At 45.4% G+C, this 23,486-nt stretch carries 30 protein-coding genes and 2 pseudogenes; 16 read left to right on the forward strand and 16 right to left on the reverse strand.

Annotated elements, in window-relative coordinates; genetic code table 11:
• Positions 1 to 4: 4 nt before the first annotated feature.
• The 16 genes and pseudogenes from CCC32_RS10565 to CCC32_RS10640 all read right to left on the reverse strand — a co-directional run bounded on the left by CCC32_RS10565 (position 5) and on the right by CCC32_RS10640 (position 9,735).
• Complete coding sequence (locus CCC32_RS10565) at positions 5 to 1,777, reverse strand: alpha/beta hydrolase fold domain-containing protein (protein WP_502705618.1); 1,773 nt, start codon at positions 1,775 to 1,777, stop codon at positions 5 to 7.
• 15 nt (positions 1,778 to 1,792) lie between these two features.
• Positions 1,793 to 1,909: pseudogene (locus tag CCC32_RS10570) on the reverse strand (alcohol dehydrogenase); the annotation flags it as partial.
• Positions 1,910 to 1,992: 83 nt separating this feature from the next.
• The gene (locus CCC32_RS10575) at positions 1,993 to 2,367 is read right to left on the reverse strand and encodes a hypothetical protein (RefSeq protein ID WP_287074323.1); all 375 of its coding nucleotides are present in this window, start codon (positions 2,365 to 2,367) and stop codon (positions 1,993 to 1,995) included.
• Positions 2,368 to 2,745: 378 nt separating this feature from the next.
• Complete coding sequence (locus CCC32_RS10580) at positions 2,746 to 2,925, reverse strand: transcriptional regulator (RefSeq protein ID WP_005816310.1); 180 nt, start codon at positions 2,923 to 2,925, stop codon at positions 2,746 to 2,748.
• A 26-nt stretch (positions 2,926 to 2,951) separates the two neighbouring features.
• Positions 2,952 to 3,704, reverse strand: a complete 753-nt coding sequence (locus tag CCC32_RS10585; protein WP_287074480.1) for an MBL fold metallo-hydrolase — start codon at positions 3,702 to 3,704, stop codon at positions 2,952 to 2,954.
• Positions 3,679 to 4,317, reverse strand: coding sequence for a hypothetical protein (locus CCC32_RS10590; RefSeq protein ID WP_287074364.1), 639 nt, complete (start codon positions 4,315 to 4,317; stop codon positions 3,679 to 3,681). The genes CCC32_RS10585 and CCC32_RS10590 overlap by 26 nt, the downstream gene beginning before the upstream one ends.
• A gap of 23 nt (positions 4,318 to 4,340) precedes the next feature.
• Positions 4,341 to 5,231 (reverse strand): serine hydrolase, encoded by an 891-nt coding sequence (locus tag CCC32_RS10595; protein ID WP_287074366.1) that lies wholly within the window; start codon positions 5,229 to 5,231, stop codon positions 4,341 to 4,343.
• 4 nt (positions 5,232 to 5,235) lie between these two features.
• Positions 5,236 to 5,799: a DapH/DapD/GlmU-related protein gene (locus tag CCC32_RS10600; RefSeq protein WP_287074368.1), complete on the reverse strand. Its 564-nt coding sequence runs from the start codon at positions 5,797 to 5,799 to the stop codon at positions 5,236 to 5,238.
• A gap of 131 nt (positions 5,800 to 5,930) precedes the next feature.
• Positions 5,931 to 6,329: a BamJ family beta-barrel-assembly machinery protein gene (gene bamJ / locus CCC32_RS10605; protein WP_287074369.1), complete on the reverse strand. Its 399-nt coding sequence runs from the start codon at positions 6,327 to 6,329 to the stop codon at positions 5,931 to 5,933.
• 3 nt (positions 6,330 to 6,332) lie between these two features.
• Positions 6,333 to 6,614, reverse strand: a complete 282-nt coding sequence (locus tag CCC32_RS10610; protein WP_287074370.1) for a DUF1294 domain-containing protein — start codon at positions 6,612 to 6,614, stop codon at positions 6,333 to 6,335.
• A gap of 27 nt (positions 6,615 to 6,641) precedes the next feature.
• Positions 6,642 to 7,019, reverse strand: a complete 378-nt coding sequence (locus tag CCC32_RS10615; protein WP_287074371.1) for a YccF domain-containing protein — start codon at positions 7,017 to 7,019, stop codon at positions 6,642 to 6,644.
• A 4-nt stretch (positions 7,020 to 7,023) separates the two neighbouring features.
• A complete protein-coding gene (locus tag CCC32_RS10620; protein WP_287074372.1) occupies positions 7,024 to 7,665 on the reverse strand; it encodes an HAD-IA family hydrolase in 642 nt (213 codons plus the stop codon).
• Positions 7,666 to 7,675: 10 nt separating this feature from the next.
• Positions 7,676 to 7,972 (reverse strand): annotated as a pseudogene (locus tag CCC32_RS10625) (nitrous oxide-stimulated promoter family protein).
• Positions 7,973 to 7,976: 4 nt separating this feature from the next.
• The gene (gene trxA, locus CCC32_RS10630; RefSeq protein WP_287074373.1) at positions 7,977 to 8,276 is read right to left on the reverse strand and encodes a thioredoxin; all 300 of its coding nucleotides are present in this window, start codon (positions 8,274 to 8,276) and stop codon (positions 7,977 to 7,979) included.
• 2 nt (positions 8,277 to 8,278) lie between these two features.
• Positions 8,279 to 9,079 (reverse strand): YqiA/YcfP family alpha/beta fold hydrolase, encoded by an 801-nt coding sequence (locus CCC32_RS10635; RefSeq protein ID WP_235394175.1) that lies wholly within the window; start codon positions 9,077 to 9,079, stop codon positions 8,279 to 8,281.
• A 5-nt stretch (positions 9,080 to 9,084) separates the two neighbouring features.
• The gene (locus CCC32_RS10640; protein ID WP_235394176.1) at positions 9,085 to 9,735 is read right to left on the reverse strand and encodes a recombinase family protein; all 651 of its coding nucleotides are present in this window, start codon (positions 9,733 to 9,735) and stop codon (positions 9,085 to 9,087) included.
• 402 nt (positions 9,736 to 10,137) lie between these two features.
• Between CCC32_RS10640 and CCC32_RS10645 the strand changes: the two genes are divergently transcribed.
• The 16 genes from CCC32_RS10645 (at position 10,138) to CCC32_RS10720 (ending at position 23,476) form a co-directional block, all read left to right on the forward strand.
• Complete coding sequence (locus CCC32_RS10645) at positions 10,138 to 11,184, forward strand: hypothetical protein (RefSeq protein WP_287074374.1); 1,047 nt, start codon at positions 10,138 to 10,140, stop codon at positions 11,182 to 11,184.
• 12 nt (positions 11,185 to 11,196) lie between these two features.
• Positions 11,197 to 11,652 (forward strand): hypothetical protein, encoded by a 456-nt coding sequence (locus tag CCC32_RS10650; protein ID WP_027324286.1) that lies wholly within the window; start codon positions 11,197 to 11,199, stop codon positions 11,650 to 11,652.
• Entirely contained in the window at positions 11,652 to 12,014 is a 363-nt protein-coding gene (locus CCC32_RS10655) for a hypothetical protein (RefSeq protein WP_027324285.1), read from the forward strand. Before CCC32_RS10650 ends, CCC32_RS10655 begins: the two co-directional genes overlap by 1 nt.
• Positions 12,004 to 12,411, forward strand: coding sequence for a hypothetical protein (locus tag CCC32_RS10660; protein WP_287074377.1), 408 nt, complete (start codon positions 12,004 to 12,006; stop codon positions 12,409 to 12,411). Before CCC32_RS10655 ends, CCC32_RS10660 begins: the two co-directional genes overlap by 11 nt.
• A 25-nt stretch (positions 12,412 to 12,436) precedes the next feature.
• Positions 12,437 to 12,934 (forward strand): hypothetical protein, encoded by a 498-nt coding sequence (locus tag CCC32_RS10665; protein WP_235394179.1) that lies wholly within the window; start codon positions 12,437 to 12,439, stop codon positions 12,932 to 12,934.
• Positions 12,935 to 13,009: 75 nt separating this feature from the next.
• Entirely contained in the window at positions 13,010 to 13,930 is a 921-nt protein-coding gene (locus CCC32_RS10670) for a hypothetical protein (protein ID WP_287074380.1), read from the forward strand.
• 332 nt (positions 13,931 to 14,262) lie between these two features.
• Positions 14,263 to 15,426, forward strand: a complete 1,164-nt coding sequence (locus CCC32_RS10675) for a site-specific integrase (protein ID WP_044079380.1) — start codon at positions 14,263 to 14,265, stop codon at positions 15,424 to 15,426.
• Between the two features lie 74 nt (positions 15,427 to 15,500).
• Positions 15,501 to 16,646: a site-specific integrase gene (locus tag CCC32_RS10680; protein WP_287074383.1), complete on the forward strand. Its 1,146-nt coding sequence runs from the start codon at positions 15,501 to 15,503 to the stop codon at positions 16,644 to 16,646.
• A 122-nt stretch (positions 16,647 to 16,768) separates the two neighbouring features.
• Positions 16,769 to 17,470 (forward strand): type IV toxin-antitoxin system AbiEi family antitoxin domain-containing protein, encoded by a 702-nt coding sequence (locus tag CCC32_RS10685; RefSeq protein ID WP_287074385.1) that lies wholly within the window; start codon positions 16,769 to 16,771, stop codon positions 17,468 to 17,470.
• The gene (locus CCC32_RS10690) at positions 17,467 to 18,534 is read left to right on the forward strand and encodes a nucleotidyl transferase AbiEii/AbiGii toxin family protein (protein ID WP_287074387.1); all 1,068 of its coding nucleotides are present in this window, start codon (positions 17,467 to 17,469) and stop codon (positions 18,532 to 18,534) included. The genes CCC32_RS10685 and CCC32_RS10690 overlap by 4 nt, the downstream gene beginning before the upstream one ends.
• Positions 18,535 to 18,554: 20 nt before the next feature.
• Positions 18,555 to 19,484 carry a hypothetical protein gene (locus CCC32_RS10695; RefSeq protein WP_287074389.1) on the forward strand — a complete coding sequence of 310 codons (930 nt, stop codon included), beginning with the start codon at positions 18,555 to 18,557 and terminating at the stop codon, positions 19,482 to 19,484.
• Positions 19,485 to 19,809: 325 nt separating this feature from the next.
• A complete protein-coding gene (locus CCC32_RS10700; RefSeq protein WP_287074391.1) occupies positions 19,810 to 20,043 on the forward strand; it encodes an excisionase family DNA-binding protein in 234 nt (77 codons plus the stop codon).
• A gap of 36 nt (positions 20,044 to 20,079) precedes the next feature.
• Complete coding sequence (locus CCC32_RS10705; RefSeq protein ID WP_287074393.1) at positions 20,080 to 20,580, forward strand: hypothetical protein; 501 nt, start codon at positions 20,080 to 20,082, stop codon at positions 20,578 to 20,580.
• Positions 20,581 to 20,834: 254 nt separating this feature from the next.
• Positions 20,835 to 21,362, forward strand: a complete 528-nt coding sequence (locus tag CCC32_RS10710) for a hypothetical protein (protein ID WP_044079387.1) — start codon at positions 20,835 to 20,837, stop codon at positions 21,360 to 21,362.
• A 390-nt stretch (positions 21,363 to 21,752) separates the two neighbouring features.
• The gene (locus tag CCC32_RS10715; RefSeq protein ID WP_044079388.1) at positions 21,753 to 22,232 is read left to right on the forward strand and encodes a hypothetical protein; all 480 of its coding nucleotides are present in this window, start codon (positions 21,753 to 21,755) and stop codon (positions 22,230 to 22,232) included.
• Positions 22,229 to 23,476, forward strand: coding sequence for a relaxase (locus CCC32_RS10720; protein ID WP_287074396.1), 1,248 nt, complete (start codon positions 22,229 to 22,231; stop codon positions 23,474 to 23,476). The genes CCC32_RS10715 and CCC32_RS10720 overlap by 4 nt, the downstream gene beginning before the upstream one ends.
• Positions 23,477 to 23,486 lie beyond the last annotated feature (10 nt).

Below are 23,486 nucleotides of genomic sequence, written 5' to 3' on the forward strand. Positions count from 1 at the left end.
TTTATTATTTGTTACAGATAAATCCAATGGCATCTTTGACTGCTCTGTCAAATGCCGTATCCTGCCCGGGAACTGTGATGAAAAGATGTACGGCTCCTTTATATTCTATCCTCTGTATCTGTCCGCACATTCTTTCTGCAAGATTCAATCCTTGATCGCGCAGAATGTCCCTTTCTGCAGCTATGAGTAAAGTTCTCGGAAGCATATTCAACACTTCATCACTACACAGGCCTACGCTGATGGCGGAACAGCGATTGTCTGCATTGATGGTGTACGCCCGAATGAAAGCTTCCATGATTTCGGCATCCAAACCAAATCCTTTACCATATTGCTTCCATGATTCCGAACCATCGTCAAAAGCCTTTGTCACAGGGTAGAACAGAAGCAAGGATTCTATTTTGCCGCGGCATGTTTCTGACAAAGCTGTGGCCAGGGCAAGGTTGCCTCCCGAACTGTCACCGCCAATGGTGATGTGGTTGGCATCAATATGCAGCTCTGCAGCATGGTCGATGATGTAATTGACGGCAGAGATACAATCGTCCAGTCCTTCAGGATAAGGGTGCTCTGGAGCCAAACGATAGTCAAGAGCTATAACTCTCATCTTGCCCGATGCAGCCAGGGCATCACAGAACCTTCCACAACTATTGATGCTCCCAAAAGTCCAGCCTCCTCCATGCAGATACAACAAGACAGGAAGGCGTTGGTCTTGACTTCCCTTGGGCTCATAAAGGCGCATGGATGGGGTAATCATCTTTGTTTCCACATGGTCAGAATACTTGGGTAGAGCATTCCGGGCATTACGGACAGCTGTCAACCCTTTGTTATCTCCATCAATAGCCCTGAGTATAGCCAATGTCTGTTTGTGTTGTAGGTCTGACGGCATGTTACGTAGGAATTTATCTGCCTGGATGCGCATCAGACATTGTTCTGCAATCTTTGCCACCTCTTTCTCCTCTTTTGACTTTGGGAAGAAGATGGCAATAGACAAGTGAGAACCGTCGGGCAACAGAACGATCCCAACATCGTTTCTATCTTGTCTTCCGTCAGAAGAAGGAAAACCAGAACCTGTCTTGTGAATCAGTTTGCCGTCTTTGGGCAAGACTGCTGCTATGCGTTGCTGACCCGTATTACAATCAGCCATTGTATCCCAGATAAAGGAGAGATTCTTGTTGTCATCCCTATGAAGATAAAACCACTCCAAGAGCCTTGCCATTTCTTTTGGAGTGGCTGAGTTTTCTATGGTTCTATGAGGATTCTTTTTCATCTCCTTCTCCGTCAGTTGCACATGGATGTCTTTGAATCCAAGCGTATGGATATATTTCTCTACTGCATCCGGCTGTCCGCATGATGCAAACAAAAGGTCGCACGCATTATTGTCGCTCTGTTTCAATGACCATTCTATTAACTCTGCAAATGTGAAATAACGCATACCTTCAAATATTGAAAGCATAGGCGACCATGTCTCAGCGTCCAGACTATCCTTGTGTACAAGAACAGAGTCGCTCAGTGTCAGTCCTTTCTTGTGCAAGTAGTCTGCTACGTATAAAGCCTGTGGAAATTTCATGACGCTATGCATGGCAAAAGCACTATCCTCCTGATGACCGCAACATAATTCTCCATTCATAATGCTTGCCCCATATGAAAGACATGGGGATTGACTTTTCGCCTCTGTAGTCTGGATGTAAGCCAGGAAAAAGGTGAGAAGCAGAAAGAGTAGGATTTCGCTCACTCGTTGAGTTCCTCCCGTGGGGTTGAATATGATTTGATGTATCTTCATCTTTCCTTTATCTGTTTATTGAGTTATGGCCACTTTGATAACTCCATCTCGCTTCTGCTCAAAGAGTTCATAGGCTTCAGCTATCCTCTCCAACGGAAAACGGTGGGTGATGAGCGGTGTGGTGTCAATCTTCAAACCTGCCTTTATCTATATATGTATATGCTTTCATTATCTTAAGAATGGGTCAAGCGTTGCCAATAACTCTGATTTCTGCACTACTCACGATTTTTGTTGTCATTTTTGTTTGTTATCACCCATCGGCCATTCTTGCGACCGCCTTCACGAGAGAGTATGCCTTTGGATTGCAGGTCTGCAATATCTTTTTTTATCGTTCTCTGTGTTACAGGTTCTTTTTCCGAAATCTTTTGGGAAATCTTTTGGGAAGTTAAAGTGCAATCACTCTGCACCAATGATAGTATAATCCGCTGTCTATCAGTTATTTCTTCCATAGATTCTTTTGGGAAGTATTTTGGGAAGTCTTTTAGGAAATCATTGTCTTTCTTTCCTTCTTTCTTGCCACCCTCATCCAGTTCCTTGCCAATAGAGACAAGATAAGCCTTCTCGTCAACAAAAGCCTGATGTATGGGCACCGTCGCAAGGAAGTGACCATTCCATAGTCTTCCCCTTCTGCAGTTCGTCGATGTTTATTGGTAATGCCATATATTTCTTCCTGTTCTGTGTCACCTCATACTTGTTCAGTATTCATGTGTATCTGACATTTCGGTGCAAAGGTACGATTTTTTTTTGAAAAACGATGCGATTTCCATAAAAAATCGCATATAACAAGACAAACAAAGATCTTGCATGGCTACTATGTGGCGAATGTTTTGTTACTTTATAAAAAAAACGTAGCAAAGGTATACCTTTGCAGTCGGGTAATCATCCTATTGGTGGTACAGAAGTTCAGATAGGAAAGGAAGGTACTGCAGCCTGTTATTCAAGACCGCAGTACCAAGCCATTAAAGTTTTTACTCTGCAGGTGCCCATTTGCAACGAACAGGAGAGACGATTGCGCCCTCTGCCTTCAGCTGCTTCATGGCTGCATCTACCTCTTTGCGGTCGAGACCGCTGAGTTCTGCGATTTTACCTGCGTTAAGAGGCTGACCTGCCTCTTTCATTGTTGCTAATACTTTTTCTTTTGCGTCCATTGTTTTGATGATTTGATGTGTTATTATTATATTGTTAAGCTGTCTCCTTCGTGCCCGATGCACCAAAAGGGGACATCCTTTTCTTTGCAGAAAGGCTCCATGCGCCACGCACTCTCAAACCCACTCATGACAAAGTGCATTGGAACGAACATCCCAACCTTGAAGCGATTTATAAATTGACGCCCTCCAAGCGTATAGCCATTGCCGATGCGTCCGTCCACAGGAAACATCACGAGGTCAAAGGAATCGGTTATCTTTCGAATGTCTTTCAGTTCACCAAGGAACCGCTTTTCCTCTGCCACTGGATTGATGTATTGACCAAACTCTTCACAGAAGACCTCTCCTTCAGGCGTGCCGTCAACAAGAAAGCGTGCGTACCAGTTGCACAAGTCACCAGCATGAAAGATGGTTTTACCTTCTGTTTCAACAATCCAGCTCACGCCACTGTCATTGCTGCCTGTGGCTGTCACTTTCAGGTTCTCATCTTCCCATACCGCTCCTTTGGCCATCCATACATCGGCATCCTCTTTCTGCGCTCTTCTTCGTTTGAGTATATCCTTTGACAGGATGTATGTGATATTTGGGATGCTATTCTTCCATCTGAGGATTGCTTTCGTGAAGTGATCCTCATGGAAGTGGCTTGAAAACACGTACACATGTTTACATGTATTCATGTACCCACTCATGACATCGGCAGGATCCATCCAGTAGTCAAAGACCAGGATGCACCGATCCGTTTCAAGCAGGAATCCACTATGGAAGATGTATCTGAGTGTCATCATATTGTTGTTTTAGAACAGATTCTTCCCATTTTCTCAATGAAGACAGTTGTTCCGGAGTGTGTAACCAATGTTCGCTGTCCTTTAATGTTACAACATTGCACATGAACTGATTGATAAATGTCTCGTTCACTTTGTCGCTGACAACCAAATCTTTTTCAGCACGCAAAATATATGTCTTGTTGGACCAATTTGCTATTTGATGTAATACAACCCATTCATAATACTGTTCATCTTTCTCTTCCATACCCTCAACAAATCTTTTCATGTCCAAAATTGGGGAAACGAACAATGCTTGTTCAATCTTTTCATTCTCAAAAGCCAACAAGGAATACCAGCATCCAATTGAGTTGGCACGGAGACTTATTGTTGAATAGTGTTCTTTGAGAAAATCCTTTACTTCCAAAAGTTTAGGAAGAACATTCCAAGGCACATCCATAACGGATAAGTCAATCCCAATCACTTGATAGCCTAAAGGAACAGCAATATTTGCAAAGCGAATCGCTTCTTCCTTGTTGCCTGCTTGTCCATGTACAAATAGAAACGCATTCTCTTTCTTTTCTCCAATGATGATTGCATTGGTATGTTGTATTTTACATTTTTCTATGTTCATATATTATTTGTTATTGATAAATTTTATGGCATTAGAAGGTCAGACGGCATGTTACGTAGAAATCCATCTGCCTGGATGCGCATCAAACATTGTTCTGCAATCTCTGCCACCTCTTTCTCCTCTTTTGAGTTTTGCAAGAAGATGGCAATTGATAAGTGAGAACCATCGGGCAAAAGAACGATTCCAACATCGTTTCTATCTTGTCTTCCGTCAGAAGAAGGAAAGCCTGAACCTGTCTTGTGAATCAGTTTGCCACCTTTGGGCAAGACTGCTGCTATGCGTTGCTTACCAGTATTACAATCTGCCATTGTATTCCAGATAAAGGAGAGATTCTTGTTGTCATTCCTATGAAGATAGAACCACTCCAAGAGCCTTGCCATTTCTTTCGGAGTGGCTGAATTTTCTGTGGCTCTATGAGGATTTTTTTTCATCTCCTTCTCCGTCAGTTGCACATGGATGTCTTTGAATCCAAGCGTATGGATATATTTCTCTACTGCATCCGGCTGTCCGCATGATGCAAACAAAAGGTCGCACGCATTATTGTCGCTCTGTTTCAATGACCATTCTGTTAACTCTGCAAATGTGAAATAACGCATACCTTCAAATATTGAAAGCATAGGCGACCATGTCTCAGCGTCCAGACTATCCTTGTGTACAAGAACAGAGTCGCTCAGTGTCAGTCCTTTCTTGTGCAAGTAGTCTGCTACGTATAAAGCCTGTGGAAATTTCATGACGCTATGCATGGCAAAAGCACTATCCTCCTGATGACCGCAATATAAATCCCCATTCATAATGCTTGCCCCATATGAAGGACATGGTGATTGACCTTTCGCCTCTGTAGTTTGGATGTAAGCTAAGAAAAAGGTGAGAAGCAGAACGTGTTGCCAGATGAATGAGATTATCTTATCTTTCATTTTTCTAAATCTTCTTTATGAACTTAGCAGGTACACCACCAACAACAGTTCTTGGTTCTACATCTTTTGTTACAACAGCTCCAGCTGCAACAATGGCTCCTTCGCCTATTGTCACTCCTTGCAGTATCGTAACATTTGCTCCAAGCCAAACCTTATCTTCTATACGAATAGGCTTGAATGTCATGTCGCCACGATGCTCAGGATCGGGATTGTGATTGATAGTACAGAGTGTTGCATTATGACCAATAAGGCAATCATTGCCGATGAAGATGCCTCCTTGATCCTGGAACTTACAACCGCTATTGATGAACACACGCTCACCAATGTGGGTGTTCTTGCCACAATCCGTATTGAACGGAGGGAACATGCCGAATGTCTCTGGTACGTCAATGTCCCAAAGTTCGGAGAACAGCTTCCTGAGTTCCTCAGGTGTGTGGTACTTATTATTAATCTCCATGGTAATGCGAATAGCCTCTTGTGCCATCTGGTGCATGAAGAGGTGTGGTTCGCTACCAGCCACGACAGGTTTCCCTGCTGCAATGTAATCTCTGTATTCTTGTACTTTCATATTTATTCAAAAGCAATTACGGCACATGTTCCGCGCTCGCATTTCAGTTCGATGTAATATTTGTTATCATCCACATAAACAATGGGAGTGAGTTCTTCGTTCTGACGTGCTGCCACTTTAGTTTCTTTTACTTACGCAATGCCAAGAAGCTCTATCTCGAAGATGAGTGTGGAGCCCCCAGGGATGCCTGGCTGTGAGAACTTGCCATAACCCATTTCGGCAGGGATATATACCTCCCATTTATCGCCCACACACATCTGCTGCATAGCGATGATCCATCCCTCGATAAGGTCACACAGACGTATTGCCAAAGGTGCACCTCCACGGCTGCTGTCAAACTGTTTGCCGTCGATGGTACGGCCTGTGTAATGGGCAGTGACTATGCTTCTGGGCGTAGGATGCTTTCCGTCATCCTTGCCCTCTGCCAACACCTTATAATATATACCCTTGGGGAGCGGTTTCACTCCCTCTTCCTGTGCTTTAGCTGTAAGCCAATTTTTATTAACTTGTGTGTATTCTCTTTTATTCATTGTTCATTCAATATTTGTTAGAAGATAAACCGCTAAGGCTACCTGAAAGATGATTATTACGGGTATGCCATACTTAAACTTCTTGTGCATTGTCTTGTGATGCCAAATCCGCATACCTACCCATGCTCCGATACTGCCGCCAATGACTGCCAGCAACAAAAGCGTGGTTTCTGGAATGCGCCACTTGGCTTTTTTGGCCTTGTATTTGTCAATGCCATACACGATGAATGCAACAGCGTTGATGGCAAGGAGATAGTAGGCGAGGTAACTATGTAATGTGTTCATACTCTTCAACTGCGTTTTCTTATCTCTTTAAATTCCCAACTCCACATCCTTGCCGAATGGTGCGAGCGAAAGCCCGGCCATCTTGAAATGCTGTTTCCCCCAAGGAATGCCGATAATGGTTATACATAAGAGAAAGCCGAAGAACAGATGCATGAGGCAAGCCCACAAACCTCCGAAAATCAGCCAGAGTAAATTCAGCGGGATGCGAATGCAACCAGTTGGACTATTCGTTTCTCTTACTGTAGAACCAAAAGGCCATAGGCATAGCAGACCAATCTTGAATGTCTGTATCGCAAAGGGAATGCCGATGATAGTACATGCAAGAGCCAGACTTCCGGTGAAATAACCGATGGCAGCTTCGAGACCTCCGAAGAGCCACCAAAGTAAGTTTCCTATTATGTGCATAAGATTATTCTTTTGTATTCTTGTTAATTTCTTGCCATTCCTGATGCTCCTCCAGATGATTGGTCTTTACCAGTACACTCTGGAAGCCGAAGTTTCTGCCAGCTTCGGCATTCTCGGCACGGTCATCGAAATAGAGGGTGGTGGCTGGATTCAATCCAGTCTGTTTCGTCATCTCTTCATAGATTTCGACGGATGGCTTCTCCTTCCGCATGGCGTATGAGAGGAATACTTCATCAAACAACTCGTCCGTGGAATATCCAAGCTGCTTCATCAGACTGACCGACTTCTGCCAAAGCGTGTCGTTGATGTTGCTGAGCAGATAGACCTTGTACTGCTTCCGAAGTTTGACTAATGCTTCCAGTCTTTCTACGGGCAGATTACCACACAGCTCTTCGAGCACTTTTTCAATATCCTCGGTTGTGGTTCCTTTACGGCAAAGACTCAGCATAACTTTCAATGTTTCTGATTCCGCTACAAGACCATTAATATATTGGTGCATCAGTCTCTTGATCTTGCGGACATGGATTAGTCGCTTGAACGCCGTTACGCCCAGGCTCTCCATGGCTTTCACAACAGAAGCATCATCAATGTTCACGATGACACCTCCATAATCAAAGACGAGTGTTTCTATCTGTTTTATGCTCATTTTCTTATTGTTACAATTCTCTTATGACATGCTTGATGGCAGCTACCGGGTGATACAAAACATTCTTGGCCCACCCCAGCGCATCACTTTGCACATTCGTTCTTTCATCTGAGGACGATAGCAGTGGATGGGACACTTTTTGCTAGTTGGTTTGTTCTCGCCAAACTTACAGCGTTCCAGTCTTGCAGTAGCGTACTGTAGCAACTCTTGGCACCCAGGACATAATTCATTATTGCCCTCCTTCTTCCTGCAGTACAGAACGTATCATCTGCTCCACAACTCGCTGCTCTTCCTTTATTCTTTTCATCTTTTTATTTTAAGAATGGATCAAGCGTAGCCAGCAGTTCGGCTTTATCTACCACACCGCTTGTGCGCCACAATACTTCTCCGTTTCGGAAGAGCATCAGCGTAGGCACGGATTGAATGCGGTATTGGCTTGCTGTTACTCCGTACTTGTCCACATCCACCTTGATGATTCGGATGCGGTCGCCCAATACACCCTTTACCTGCTCCAGAATGGGGTGCATCATCTTGCATGGCTGACACCATGTGGCGAAGAAATCGACCAAGACAAGTTGGTCGCTTGATATAACGTCTTTGAATGTTTCCATCTTTATCTGTCTATTTCTGTGAATCGGTTAAATGTCCTTCCGTCTCTTGTTATTTGCTCGAAAAACATCTTCTCGGGACGAACCCAGTATGCTTCCTCACCATATAGTGCTTGATATACCACCATGCGCTCCTGAGTCTCGCTGTCATATGCGGAATGGATATACTTGTACATTCCTCCCTTAAAATGACGGAAAAACCTTTCTTCTTTAACTGAATACTCCATGAGCATCTTCTGTGCCAATGGGGCATACCAAGTCTTGACTTCCTGCTCTGTGGGCGTGTGTCCGCCAGGGAAGTGATAGCTCTTGTTATAGTGCTGCAAGAACAACGGCTCAAAATGAGCCAGTGTGTCTTGTTCACCAAATAGTCCCCACACACGATCCTTGTAATACGGATTACAATAGTCAAACTGTAAGGCTTCGAGCTGCTCAAACTCATTGATGAGTGATTCGTTGATGACTATTGTCTGATTACCGTCCATGCGCGGAGCCTTGTACTCATGTTCGCCAATGCGTTCCCTCAGGAAGTCCGTCATCTTGAAATGAGGATTACCGAGCAAGGCAGGGATGCCCACGACAGGAGAAAGCATCTGTGCAAGGAAAGCCCCGCAACTGTTGCCTATGAGCAGGTCTGGCTTCTCCTTGTCGATAAGCATGCGTATGTATTTCAGTGCTTCCTTGGGATGGAGAGGCAGATCGGGAGTCAGCACGATGGCTTGCCCATCAAAGGCCTCCCTCAGTGCTCTCGCCATCGGACAGCTGCCAGTAGCAAAGAAACCATGTAGGAACAGTATCTTTTTCATGCTATTTATTCTTTGTCTTGTGGATTGTCAGATATGCCCTTTCTCTTGATTGGCCCAGAATGATTGCCACGGTTCAGCTTGATGCCATGCTTGTTCAGTATGCGGAACACAGAGCTTCGGCTTCTGAAACCGCTGGCTCTCCATACTTCATCAATGGGATGACCTGCAACATACAGGTTGATGACTGTCTTTTCTCTGTCGAGCTTCTGCATCTTTGCTGACGAGACGGGAGGTAGTGACACTATCATCTTCTCCTGTAAATTGACGACATGCTCCGCAGACTTACGCAGGGCAAGAACCTCTTCCGGCAAAGCCCCCATCATTTCCAATACATCGGACGGCCTTGTTTCGGGAAACAGCTCGTTCCTTGAATCAATCTGGTCATGGATGCTTATAATACGGATGACCTTGACTCGGCAAAATTCCAGAAATGTTGCCAGTTCCCGACTGCCACGCAAGGCATTGGAAAACTTGGATATAACAAGTTCGTCGCCCCTTTGCAGGGCAACCATCAGTTGTTTCCAGAGCGGTCTGTTGCGTTCGTTCTCGTCACTTTCTTCAACGATACGGATGCAACCATAGTCGTTCATCCACTTTCGGTCTTCCTCCAATCTGTCGTACTGGGAGATAGCCATGATGTAGCCAATTTTTGCCATTGTAAAAAGGTATTTATCTGATATTATGATGGTTAGATACAACCTAACCTTACAGCCATCCGTTTGTGGTAGTGAGGTTTGGTCATACGCATCATTCTATATTGCGTGCAAAGTTACAAATTATATTCATAATAATAATCATACTGAGGCAATATAATTAACCTTTCTTGATTATTTAACCTTGTTTAATGCTTTCCATGGTTGGTAATTTATCATACTTTATAGAGTATGAATAACAAAATAATTTAAAGTGGCATTATTTTCATTGTGGTATGGAAAAATAACCGTATCTTTGCACTCGAATTTAACATATAAATGCCAATGAAATATAGGATAATACCACACTGTTTCCATTATCAGCGTTGCCTTTGCAACCCTTCTGCTTCAGGTCTCAAAAGCGAAATGAAAGAAAGTAAAGCAAGTGAAAGAAAAAAGACTCATAAGAGTTTAATCTTTCACTTGCTTTTTTTATGCACCTTATTCATTTCCTCTTCGTGTTCTACTGGAACTCAATATGATTTTGAGTCTTCTGAGGACGCTTTGAGGAAATATAATAGCTTCTTTCATTCCATACAGGAACAACAAGTAGTCAATTCTGAACAAATGGCTGCTTACATCAACCAGTGGCAAGAGTTGTCAGATACAGTTCTTCATTACATCGAGAAAGACCCAGCGTTCACAGCTCATGCCGGCTTATCAATGGTGTTTGCGGAAAACACGGACTCCATTCGCACGGCACTGCTAAGATTGGCTGATAAATGCACCTTGAGTGATGTGGCATACGTGAAATTACACACATCTAAATATGCTGAAGAGAGTGGACTTGATTCCTTAAAACAGGCTGCTGGTAATTTCTATTCCAGCTTGGATAAGAGTCCAATCTATAATAAAGATGTACGTGAGATACTTGCAGACTACTCCCAGTACCTTTCCGAGGTGAACAGGATGGGAATCCATTCAAAGAAGGACTTCCTCAATTACATAGCCAATGAGGACAGACACTTCCGCTCTTTTCTTGCGCATCTTGACAAATGCTCCTCAATGAATATGACTGGCATTACGAACCTGACAACCGACATCTGTACAAATGTATATTCAAATGCCTCCAAGAAGATAATTTCCGCAGAGGAAGCACTGGTTTATATGTCCATGAGAACCAACCGCCGATTGATTCTCAATGCAAAGATCTGCCACGAGGTACTAAAAAGAGGTAAGATAAAAGATGCTCCTCAAGCCAATGCCTATTTGTGGATGATGCTCCAGCCGTACCTGTCGATGGATTCCTTTGGCGTGGCAATGCTTACTCCCGAACAGTCACAAGCCATGATAGATATTGCGAAGGACTTCCAGGCGATTGTTTCAAGGCTTGACAGCAAACATCTTTTAGACAAGGAACTGTCCGATAAATTGCCAACACAGCTCATGCGTTTATACATATCAACTCTCTAATCAACCTCGAAAATGTTACAGGAAGCCATCTACAAATTTAAAACGTCAGGACCAGTAATCCTGCCAGATCTCATAGATAATGTTTTCCTCAGCAAGGTCACTTCCTATGAGGATTACGCCATTCTTCTGTATGACGTTCCCAAGCCTCAGTCTATGGAGAATGTCCTGGAAATGTTGGAAATGAATGCTGATCTTGCCATCCTCTATCATCTGGAACCACCAGTTGATACGGTCTTCGGCCATGAAAGCTGCGCCTACTGCTTCCCCGTCACGGAACGCATGTTCAAGATTAACTGCAAGACACATGTTGACGGACTTGTCCACCAGCTCAATGTCACGATATACAACTCCATTGAGGTGATGTCAGCTGACCTCTTTGAAGACCTACGTCTTCACGAGAAGCGTGGAACCTTCAAGGTGAAACGTGAACATGTTCAAATCATGAACGACTTCAACTGCGGTCTTTGATGGAGAAAAGAACATTTTATCTCATTGCTGACATCATACATAAAAACAGGACATGGATAAAGGTCATAGACACGGAAAGGCTTATAGAGATGAGAATACCTCAGGATGGTGTGTTGAAAACCCTGTTCTACAAGGCTATCACTCTTCAAAGTTACAGAGAGCATTACTCTTTCATCAAATCACGCACATGGAATATAAGTGAATATGACTTGAACCAAGGAGTGGCAGCCCTGTGCAGGAAAGACCCGTCCGCATCTGTACGTGTCAAGAGGAATGCCCTCACATTGCGTGATGTTGAATACATTATCGAAAAAGCATCTTTTGGAATAATAAAACTTGAACTCGACGATTATGAATACTAAGAAAAAGGTATATGCCTTCTACATTACCATCATAGCACTGGCTGTGCTGGCAATGATGGTGTTTGACTTGAACCTGATGGCCAAATCCATACTGTGCCTGATTGTGTTCTTCTGTCTGTTGGTCATGCGTAGTATTCGGAATGCTTATCAGTTGCCCGATGATATTGACCCCGATACAATGCAGCCTGTCGGCTCTCTACTAAAAACTGAGAAGGAGGACATCCACGCTCAGACTGACCATGGCTCTAATGTCGATCTGTATCTTCGTCTCCTGATTGAGGCAGATGAAAAGCTTTCAAAAGACCCCGAGATTGACCAGATGTCTCCCAGTTATAACATCCAGTTGAACAGATACATTGCTGCACGACTGGAGTCATTGGAATCTGCCTCAAAATAATCCTCAAATAAAATAACGATTAAATATGACACTGACTCTTACCATCATTCGTTTCATCTTCCCTTTCCTGCTCTTGGTGGCATTCTTCTGTCTATACAAGAAGGAATACAAGTTCATGAAAACATTCATGTGGAAGATGGTCTCACTCCGTAACAGCAAGCTTTTCTATGTCAGCATGGTTACGTTCCTTCTCATCTTCATCAACTGGTGCTGCTGTATGACAGACCCGAACATAGCTGTGGCTCTCTCCTGTCTTATTACTCTCATTCTTATATCCAGAAAGATTATGGTTAGCGTACTGAGACTGTTGCATGAGAGGAAGCGGCTTTGGTTCTTCACTGTATTTGTGGCAATGGTCTGCTATGCCATTCCGTATATGAACAGTGTCTTTCATCTGTTCTTCACACTCAGTATGGCAGCGGTCTTTTACCCATCTGAAAAAGTGCTTGCACTTTGCGATGATTCCAAACCGCTCAAAAAGCATGAAGAACGGTTGGAACAGATATTCAAAAACTACTATTAAATGCCACTTGTTTGTGGCAGAGATTAGACAACACTTGCTCTGGTAAATAACATATCAAATTAAAGAATGACTCAAATGAACCAATCATCAAAACATGTCTCTTCTGAGGGAGAGACTCCACAAAGTGTGGATCGTTCATTGCTGGAGTTTCTCAAACCCAAATCGGAGGAACGTTACAGCAAGCTCGAAGCCTATTGCGACCTGTTGTCCAGAGCATCCGCAGGTGCATACGCCACACCTGAAGCCGAAGGTGCGTTGCAGTTGCTGCCTGGCCAGTTCGTTGCCACCATCTCAGAACTTTCACGCCAATGGAAATGGCAGCGTGCCACTGTACGGCAATTTATCGCAGGGCTGGCAAACCTCGGACATATTTCTGCCAAGCCTTACTCCAAGAGCTTCATCTTTTCGGTCAACCTCTCACAGCGTCTGTCTCTCTTTGTTGAGACACCAGACGATATTCTCGACTTCTGTGCCATGCAGTTTGTGCGCTATCTCAAAGGCAGGACAAGAGCAAATGAGGTGGCGGAATCTTACAACCGGTATTATGCCTTGAAGTTGGACATGGCGAAGAAAGAAGGGAATGGCGGAATACCTGCACGACACGTGCTTAATGAGCAGACTGTCATATTCGACGGCCTGGCAGTATCGATGCTTCATGTCCTCGATGCACACAAACAATTGCCTGAAGAGTTATCTGACTCGGTCGAGCTCCTGTTCGGTAAAAACCATGTCTGGGACTGGCACAAAGTGATTGCTACACTTGGCATCATGGCTGCTGCACTACGCACCAACAGCAAGCCCAGTTATATGGCAGAAGTGACATCGGAGTATTCAAAGGGTGAGGTAATCCTCATGGACTGCATCTTCGAGCATTACAGCTCAGGTGTTGAATCCACCTATTACGATAACCCTCCATTTCCCTCAATTAGGGGACATAAGCTGCCACCGACCCAGACCCCTTCGGTCTCTTCTTCTGCTGAAAACAATGACTATTGAATCACCCTTTATAATAACCATCTCGCCAAAGCGTTTCAGACGCTCCGTACGCACTTCGCTGAATGGAGTTAAGCAACGATAGGCAGCGTGCTTGCACGTGCCACTTTTTTTCAGTCTCGGGAAGCCTAATTCCCAATGTAAGGAAAACAAGAGAAATTAAAAGAAACGAAAGTAACCATATAATGTTTACACACAATACTTTATAAATACATACCCCATTCCTTTTGGTTCTGTCAAATTCTCATTTTCTTCGATATTTTGTTACTCGTTTTTGCGACAGGTTGAATTATTTTTGTTACCTTTGCACCCGAAACCACACAACAGGGTATAATATGAATACAAAAGAGACTACATATAAGAAAGAACCCGTAAGGCTTCAACTGCGGCAACGGGCAGGTGGAAAACAAGTAGTTTACTTGGAGTTCTACAAGGAAGGTGTGCGCACATACGAACGCATACCAGACCTGGTGATTGTACCCGAAACAGACCAAAAGGCTATAAAAGCCAATCAGGCTGTTCTCGCCAAGGCTGAAAAGATATGCAGGCAGCGAAAACGGGAAATATTGAAAGCCCAAAAACAGCAGAGTTTAGCCGTAGAAAGCGAGAAGCAAGAACGCAAACTGTCATTATTGGACTGGATTGGCAGGTATGAAGAAATCCAAAAGAGCCGAGGAGTAAGAGACCTCAGTAGCATCCGTTCCCTCAGACGCTTTTTGTCATTGTACAGGAATGAAGAAGTGGCTTTGGAGGATGTTGACATTTCGTATTGCCTTGGCTTTATCGCTTTCCTGAAAATCGGGTACAAGACAAAGGACGGAAAGACACTGAGCGGCAAGACGGGGTTTAATGTGCTTGGACAACTCCGAACCTCCTTGAATATTGCTGTCAACGAGGGAGTGATTCGTGTCAATCCCATCACGAAACTCAATGCTTCAGAAAAGATTATTCCCAAAGAGACAGTCCGTGAGTACCTGACCATAGACGAGGTGAAAAGGCTCATAGACACCCCATGCGACAAGGATATTGTCAAGCGTGCCTTCCTGTTCTCTTGCAACTGCGGCCTGCGGCGTGGAGACATCCTGTCCCTGCGATGGAAAGACATCACGTTTGACGACGGTGCATGGAGAGTATGTACACGCATGAAGAAGACCACCAACCTGGTATATATTCCGCTTCCCAAACAGGCAATGAGGTGGCTGGGAAGTAATCCCGGAGAAAGAGACGGCGAGGAACTTGTCTTTGCAGGATTGAGCGCAGGACTCATCTCTGACCATCTGCATACATGGGTTGAGAAAGCGGGAATAAAGGGCAAGCGCGTGACTTTTCATGTGGCGCGGCACACATACGCCACCATGCTTATATCTCTTGGAGTTGACCTTTATACGGTTTCAAAACTCCTTGGACATTCCAGCATAAGACATACCCAACGCTATGCTAAAATCATTGACAGCGTCAAGGACAAGACTGTGGGATTGATGGATGAAATGATACCCTAAGCCCACAGGACCATCAAAGACAGATTTCTCATATATAATAATGTAGAAAGCACAACCCTCAAACAGCATACACCATGATAAAGAAGATAAAGTCAAAAACACCGAAAGAACCTATCAGACTCCGTAGCAAGAAACTGGCCAACGGTTCAGAATCGCTTTACCTCGACTGCTATGACAACGGGAGGCGCAGTTATGAGTTCCTGAAACTCTACCTCATACCAGAGACGAATGCGGCAGCCAAGGCACGCAACGAAGCGACGCTGAATGCTGCCAACACCATCAAACTGAAGCGTATCCTGGAGTTCACGAACAACAAGGCAGGTCTGAAGAACACTTCCCTCAAATCGAGAGTAAAGTTGTCCGATTGGATGGAGACATACAAGAAACGGCAGGAGGAACGTGGCATCAAAGACCGAAAGCTCATTTCCAACACCATCCATGCCCTCAAAGGGTACGGTATGGACATTGCCATCCGGGATGTGGGCAGGGATTATCTCGTCGGACTGACAGACTATCTTAGGAATGAGCACAGGAAGCCAGACGGAACGCCGATACAGGCCTATACGGTCATCAACTACATGGCTTGCCTGAGAAACGCACTCAATATGGCAGTCCGCGAGGACGTTCTTCCAGAGAACCCGATGAACAGGCTCACGCCACAGGACAAGGTAAAAGCACCGGAAAGCAAGCGTGAGTTCCTTACCATCGAGGAGGTGAAACGCTTAGAAGAGGCGGAATGCAAGTACCTGTATGTAAAGCAGGCCTTCCTCTTCGGGTGTTACTGCGGACTTCGTACGAGCGACATCAGGAAAATCACATGGGGGCAGTTGACAGACGACAACGGTCAATGCCGCCTGCATATCATCATGCACAAGACAAAGACACCGATTTACCTGCCATTGTCGAAGAAAGCCCTGCAATGGCTTCCCGAAAGAGGTACTGCCAAGGATGACGACCGCATATTCCCAAAACTTCCCGTACAGGTAAGTACAAAGCATCTGCTCAAAGACTGGTTTGACTCGGCAGGTATAACAAAACCCATCACGTTCCATTGCAGCCGCCATACATTCGCTACCATGATGCTGACATTGGGAGCCGACATCTACACTGTTTCCAAATTGCTTGGCCACACCAAGGTGGAGACAACGCAGATTTACGCAAAAATCATCAACAAGAAAAAAGACGATGCCGTCAGCCTGATTGATGCCGCCTTTGCCTGATTGGGACAAAAAGTTTGCGGAACGTCAAGAAATCGCCTGATATTGATATAAAACGGCAACAGATTTTGATTGTTGCCGTTTTTATATTACCTTTGCATGCAAAATAGTATTTCAAAAGCAAGATGGACACATACAAGAACCTTATATTGCAATACTCGACAAAGAAGGACTCGTTCTCTTTGGATGACCTCTGGGGTTGGCTATCGGCAATGGGCTTGACAACCCGCAGCACCATGAACTGTATGCTTTCAAGGATGGTGGATAAGGGAGAACTTGTCCGCATAGCCAGAGGTGTGTATGCTTCGGCAGGACACAAGAACCTGTTCACTGTTGAACTGACATCGGAGGAGCTGGATCTGGCGAGGAACCTGAAAGAACGTTTCCCATTTGCTCCCTTCTGTATATACAACGGCAAGAGTATAGCACCCTTGCAGCACCATCTGTCAGGTAACAACATGACATACGTGGAGACAGACCGTCAGGCAATGGAGAGCATATTTGAGTATATCAAGGAACAAAGCGGCAAGGAGGTGTGGCTGATGCCTGACGAGGATATGGTCTATCGCTACATTGATCTTGAAAAAGGAGGCATAATCGTGAAGCCGCTTGTTACCGAGGCTCCCTTGCAGAAAATGGAAGGAGTCACCGTACCCACCTTGGAGAAACTGCTGGTGGATATAAACAAGGATGCAGACTTCTCCTACCTGCATGGTGCGGAGGCAGAGCGGATGATGGACAATGCCAAGGCACTTTATATTATTAACACCACCCGTCTGAGACGCTATGCGAAAAGGCGCGGATTGAAAATAGAAGGGTTATTATGATTGACAACAAATGTTTTACCACCGAATGGATAGAGACAAAAGCCAAGGAGCTGAACTATTCGGACACCAACCTCATTGAGAAAGTCATCCGTGCGCTTTCCCTGCTGGATATGCTTGTCCGTTCAGGATGTCCGTTCCACTTCAAGGGAGGCTCATGCCTGATGCTTCTGCTACATGACACTCCCCACCGTTTGTCCATAGACATCGACATCATGTGTCCGCTGGGTACGGACATCGAGCGGTACCTTGCCTCGTATGCGGATTGCGGATTCATTGACTATAAGCTTGTGGAACGGAAACAGGCTGGGACGGATGTGCCCAAGAGCCATTCCAAGTTCTTCTATCAGGTGGCTTTCAAGGCAGACATGGACAGGACATCGTACATCTTGTTGGACGTACTGTATGAGGACTGCCATTATCAGCAGGTGGAGCGTGTGCCTATTCAAAGTGAGCTGATAGAAATGATCGGAGAATGTCCGCTGGTCAATGTCCCGTCCATTGGCGACATCCTTGGTGACAAGCTGACCGCCTTTGCACCCGAGACCACAGGTATTCCCTATTACAAGAACGACAAGCTGGCTACCCTTGAAATCATCAAGCAGTTGTATGATGTAGGAAGACTTTTTGACCGTGTGGACAATCTCACCATCACAGAAGCTGCATTCTCAAAGATTGCGCCGGTAGAACTTGGCTATAGGGGGCTGCCTACGAATGATGTATCTCTCATTTATGAAGACATCAGGCAGACTGCCCTGAATATCTCCACAAGAGGATTTGTGGATAAGGATAAATTCGCTTTGCTCCAGAAAGGCATCACAAGCATTCGTCCTTTCATGTACAGACAGAACTACAAGATAGAGGATGCTATTGCAGACGCTTCCAAGGCTGCCTATCTCGCAACCCTGCTTGAAAAGGGCATCCGTGAGGTCAGACACTACGATGGCAACCCCTTGTCGGTATCAGGCATGGCGATAGGTAATAGACTGACCACGAAGCTGAACAAGTTGAGGATGGGCAATCCCGAGGCTTACTTTTACTGGTCACTCACCGATGCACTGTTATAGAAATCAACATTAAACCGACAATGAATCGCCCTAAAGATACTGTTCTCATCATGCTGCTGCCCCTGACATTGACAGCGGCAATAGCATTGACAATGTTTGCCGTGATTGCCTTCCGTATGGAGGCAAACACGGAAGGCTTTGTCTTTTCCTTCTTCTCCTTGTTCGCATGGATAGCACTCGTAAGCGAGTTTTTCCTCCTGTATGACTCCATCATTGACAGGTGGCTCTCCAAAGACCGTTCTGTCATAGCTGCCACATGGTTTCTCCTTTCCTTGCTGTTGTCTTTCATCCTTACTCCCGACAAGCATCTTGACTGGAGCACGGCCATAGTCATGCTGTCCCTCTTTGCCGTCATATTCCTCCTGCCGTACATGGTGTGTATGGTCTATGGAAGACAAATCTCTTCTTTTTTGCTGAAACTGTGGAATGATAAACTCAAGAAGAAAGACAGAGAGAGTGCCATGTCAAAAATAGAGGTGAAACAGGCTGTCATTCCTTCACCTGCACCCAAGTCCATGAGTCAGGAAGAAGAGATAGCGTATTATGAGAAGATGGTTGCAAGCATTCCCTCTGGCGTAAAGGAGCAGTTACCCCAGACGCTCAAATCCGAAGATGCCCTGTTCCTATTGTTGATGCTTCAGGAAGGCGGTTTCCTTGACAGCGAGCTGAAACCTGCCATAAGGAAAGAGGACGGAGAAATCAACCAGACGCTGTATGCCTATATTGCCGATGCCGTATGCACCGCATTGAACATACGTCAGGGCAAGTGGAAGATATTCGAGAAACTGTGGCCTATCAATAACGGCACACAGACCGTCAGCAGGTACAAGCAGGAGACCAAGGACGCATCGACACAATACCAGAAACAGATTGCCAGACTGCTCCGCAAGGCAACGCGCATCCGTCCGGAACTCGACACATACGACCTCCAGTATTTCAAAGGGCATTGACTTTTTCTGTTAATGTCAAATCTGTAAGGACAGACATACTCCTTGTTCCCCGTCACCGTAAGAAAGTGGCGGGATTTTTTGTGCCCTTTTCCGAAGCGAACGCCAAGGCGCATTCCCTTGTATTCTCATGCTGGGTTATTTGGTGTTTATGGTGTGTTTATAATTCCGTTATAATCCGATGGGTTCTGTTTATATTGCCGTTTATTATTCGCAATTCGTTCTCCTTGTGCTGTTTACATTCATTTTTCGGCTTTATTTCCTCACTACCTTTGCACTGTCTTCATGACGAATGAGGCACGTATTATTCACCAAAAACAGATTATATATGAGCGAAAAGAAAAAGCTGTTAAGCACTAAGGAGGCTGCCGAGTATTGCGGTTTCAAGCTCTCCTACTTCCGCAAGCTGATGATGCGGAGAACGATTCCTATGTACAAGCCTACGGGCAAGTTGTGTTTCTTCAAGCAGGAGGATCTCGACGCATTCCTCACAGGCGTGCGCATCTCCTCGCTGGATGAGATAGAGGAGGAAGCCAACCGCTACATCATCAGCCGCAAATAGACAACACCAGTTATTAACCCTTTAATTCATTATTGAATGGACGAAATCAAGAACATGGAGCAGGTTGCCGATATTGCATCCGCTCCCGCACTGAAGAAGAGTGCAGGAAAGAGTGAGAGAAAGAATGACAGTTCCAAGGAAGCACAGGTTATCCGAGGCTTTCTGGAATCAGTAGGAATGTACGAGGCTGATGCCCTCAGGGTGAGCATTGCCATTGCAGATGGAAAGACATCTTGTGATGACATGCTCCATGATGACCGCATAGCCGTGAACCGTTACCTCAACTATGGGTTGAGCAACAACCAGCGTAGCACAGAGATGATACAGGGACATCGGGTGAGCCGTTCCTTTCTTCTGATGAAACGGGTGGCAGACTATGTGGACAAGCAGCAGGCTATTCTCCTGGGGCAGTCCCTATTCACCATTGCCGTCTGCAAGAAAGACATCGATGAGGTTTACAACAACTTCGACAAGCGTCCAGGTGGCAATGCCGTAAGTCCTGCTAATTCCAACGTAAACGCAATGGCTAAGCCATGACCGTACTGATGTCAGGTCCTCAGCAAAGAAGCAAGCAGGTAGCAGATGTCTGTGAGAGTATGTGCATATACCTCACCAAATATCTGCACAGAAAATGCAAAACATCTGCACTTGCCGCTTCTTGTCATGAGAAGGTTTCATTAATAAGGAGCGCGATTGCATGGGACAAGAAACACTGTCCCACATCAAAGATTTGTGGTGTGTCCCATGCTTTGGTTCTCCTATATCAATCAAATAACAAAATATCATAGAGCATGAATCAAAAGAACAAGGAAACTGCATCTTTGATGTTCCCTGCAAATGTCAGAAGTATCATCTTCCGTCTTTCCACAGAAGCATTAGTCTGGTTGGATGGGACAACGAGGGATGACAACGGAATTCAGATATCCAACAGGCGGTTTTTCCATGACCTGCTTGTAAGGATGCAGTTCTCTGAAGAATCGGAAGAATATGCCATACCAGACACGCATCTTTGTGAGGCCTCGCCTTCTCATTCTTCTTTCCCTCATTTTGTTTTCCGAAGACCATTGCTGTTGCATGTCGGTCAGATGCAATATTCTGAGGAGCTGCTGTCGATACTATGGAATCTTGGACGCAAACGGGTAAGGAATCTATTGCAGCGGATGGAACTATTGGGGTTAGTCAGGACTTACCCGTCACGGATAGCCTCCTATATGACTTTCCCCTGCATTGACGGGTGGACACTCAATGGAAAGGGATTCATCGTTAATCCCTACCACGTCAAACAGGCAGAAAGGAATGAACAAGAGGGAAGAGAATGAAGTCGTGGGCAAACCTTAAAGGCTTCTTGTGAGGTGGGCGAAACAAGGCAGACTGACAATTTGCCTGCTGTCGTCAGGCAGCAGTTAAGCACCTCCATACATATCCTGTCAATGGTTTTGACCATAGCAGATACGTGTTTAGCCGAGCCGCAGATTTTTTGTTGCGAGATATGCCTTTGTGTTACATCGCTACGCTCTGTCCACACCAAGGCACTCTCGCATACTCACTGCCGTTCGCATGATAAGGACGCTCGCAGGCTCGCATCCTGCCAAATACCTCTTGTAGGAAGAGCTGTATTGACTGCCTTCCCAACAGGGAAGAATACTGTTATAACAATGGCAATGAAACAGCATCATTGCCGAATTTATACACAATAATAGAATAATGATATGACAAATAAGAGAATAAAGAACATCACAGTTGGTAACGCTGCCGAAGGTAATATTGCCACAGGAAGCAATGAACAAGACAAGGATAAGCTGAACCGTACCGTTACCATCCGATTGTCGGAAAAGGACTACCGTATGGCAAAACAGTTGGTGTCACGCTGCGGCATCAATAAAAGTGCGCTTTTCCGCTCGCTGTTGTATAGTGTGCAGCTGAAGGCTCGTCTCTCTGACGAGGAAAAAGCATTGCTGCGAAATCTCGGAGACAGCCGCCGTGACATGGTCAACTTCGCCAATGCCCTGTCAGGACTGACGAAAGAGGAGAAACTGTCCCTCTTCCGCAACCATCGTATAATGCTTGATTGGTACGAGAAAGTGGCTCCTGTAACCGACCTTGTAATAGAGTACTTGCAGTTCGTGATGAAAGCTGGTATTTTTAGGCCACGCACAACGAATGATTATAAGGAGGGAATAAACTTATGATTGGTAAGGCAAAGGCAATATCGCATGGCATCAATGCCCTGCGGTACATCAAAGGAGAGTCGAGGAACAAGAAAGAGCCGGAGAAGATACATCATGTATGTGACCAATACCTGTCTCCCGACCTGGATGCAATGGGTATCTGGCTTGAAATGTCACTCACAGCAAACAGCCATCCCTGCATCAAGAACTCTGTAATCCATATAGAGGTCAGTCCGGCAATGGAGCACACCAAAGACTTCACAATAGACGATTGGCGGAAGTTGTGGCAGGAAGTTGCCGAGGAGTTCGACAGGCAGACCATCCATGACGGCAAGGGAAGAACACTTTCTTTGCCCACTAATATCTTGGGGAGCAAAGCCACTGTCTGGCTTCACAAAGAGTCAGACAGCGGCATCCCTCATCTGCATGCCCTTGTCTGCCGTGTGGACGAGGAGGGGAACATCAACAATGACCATCAGATTCATCTTCGCGCACAACGGGCAGCGGAGACGGTTGCCAAGAGAAGAGGATGGACAACGGCAAACCAGATACGGACTTCCTACATCCAGCAAGTCAACGAGGAGTGCATGGAAGTATTGCGTGCCATGCCTCAATGGTCATTCGATGATTATTTCCAGAGGCTGTATGGCAAGGGGTACTATGTCAAGTCACAAGTGGATAAGCAAGGCGTGGTAAGGGGCTATACACTTGTCAGCAAGAAGAACCCGAATGTGCGTTATAAGGCTTCCGACCTTGGAACAAGTCGTAACTTGACAGCATCAAAGATAGAGAAGACATGGCAGAGACTGCACCAGCCATCAGTGGCAATGTCTCCCCAGCAGACAGGCCCTTCTGTCCTGCAACCGACACAGCAGCAACCTAAACAACATGCTGCTAATAGAACACGACGTTCGACCTTTGCAAAGGACTACACCCAATGGAAGCCCGACCGTTCCAAGGTCATCATCGAGACTGGAAACAAGACCTTCACCCGTTATATCCCCAACGATGTTGTCAGTATCTTCGAGGATGCTTTTGATAGTCGTGAAGTCTTCAACTGGCAGCCGCTCACCAATCTGGCGATGGCGTTCTTCACCATGCTCGCTGTTCCTGATGTATCTCCGTCAGGTGGCGGAGGTGGCAGTTCTTCTGACCAAGGATGGGGAAGAGACAAGGATGAGGACGAAAAGGAATGGGCTCGTCGTTGTGCGCAAGCTGCCATCAAGGCATTGGGCAGAAAGCCAAAGAAAAGTATGAGAAGATAACAGTTTCCAA

Origin of the sequence: Prevotella sp. LMAG:51 (assembly GCF_008680225.1) — a bacterium.
GTDB lineage: Bacteria > Bacteroidota > Bacteroidia > Bacteroidales > Bacteroidaceae > Prevotella > Prevotella pectinovora.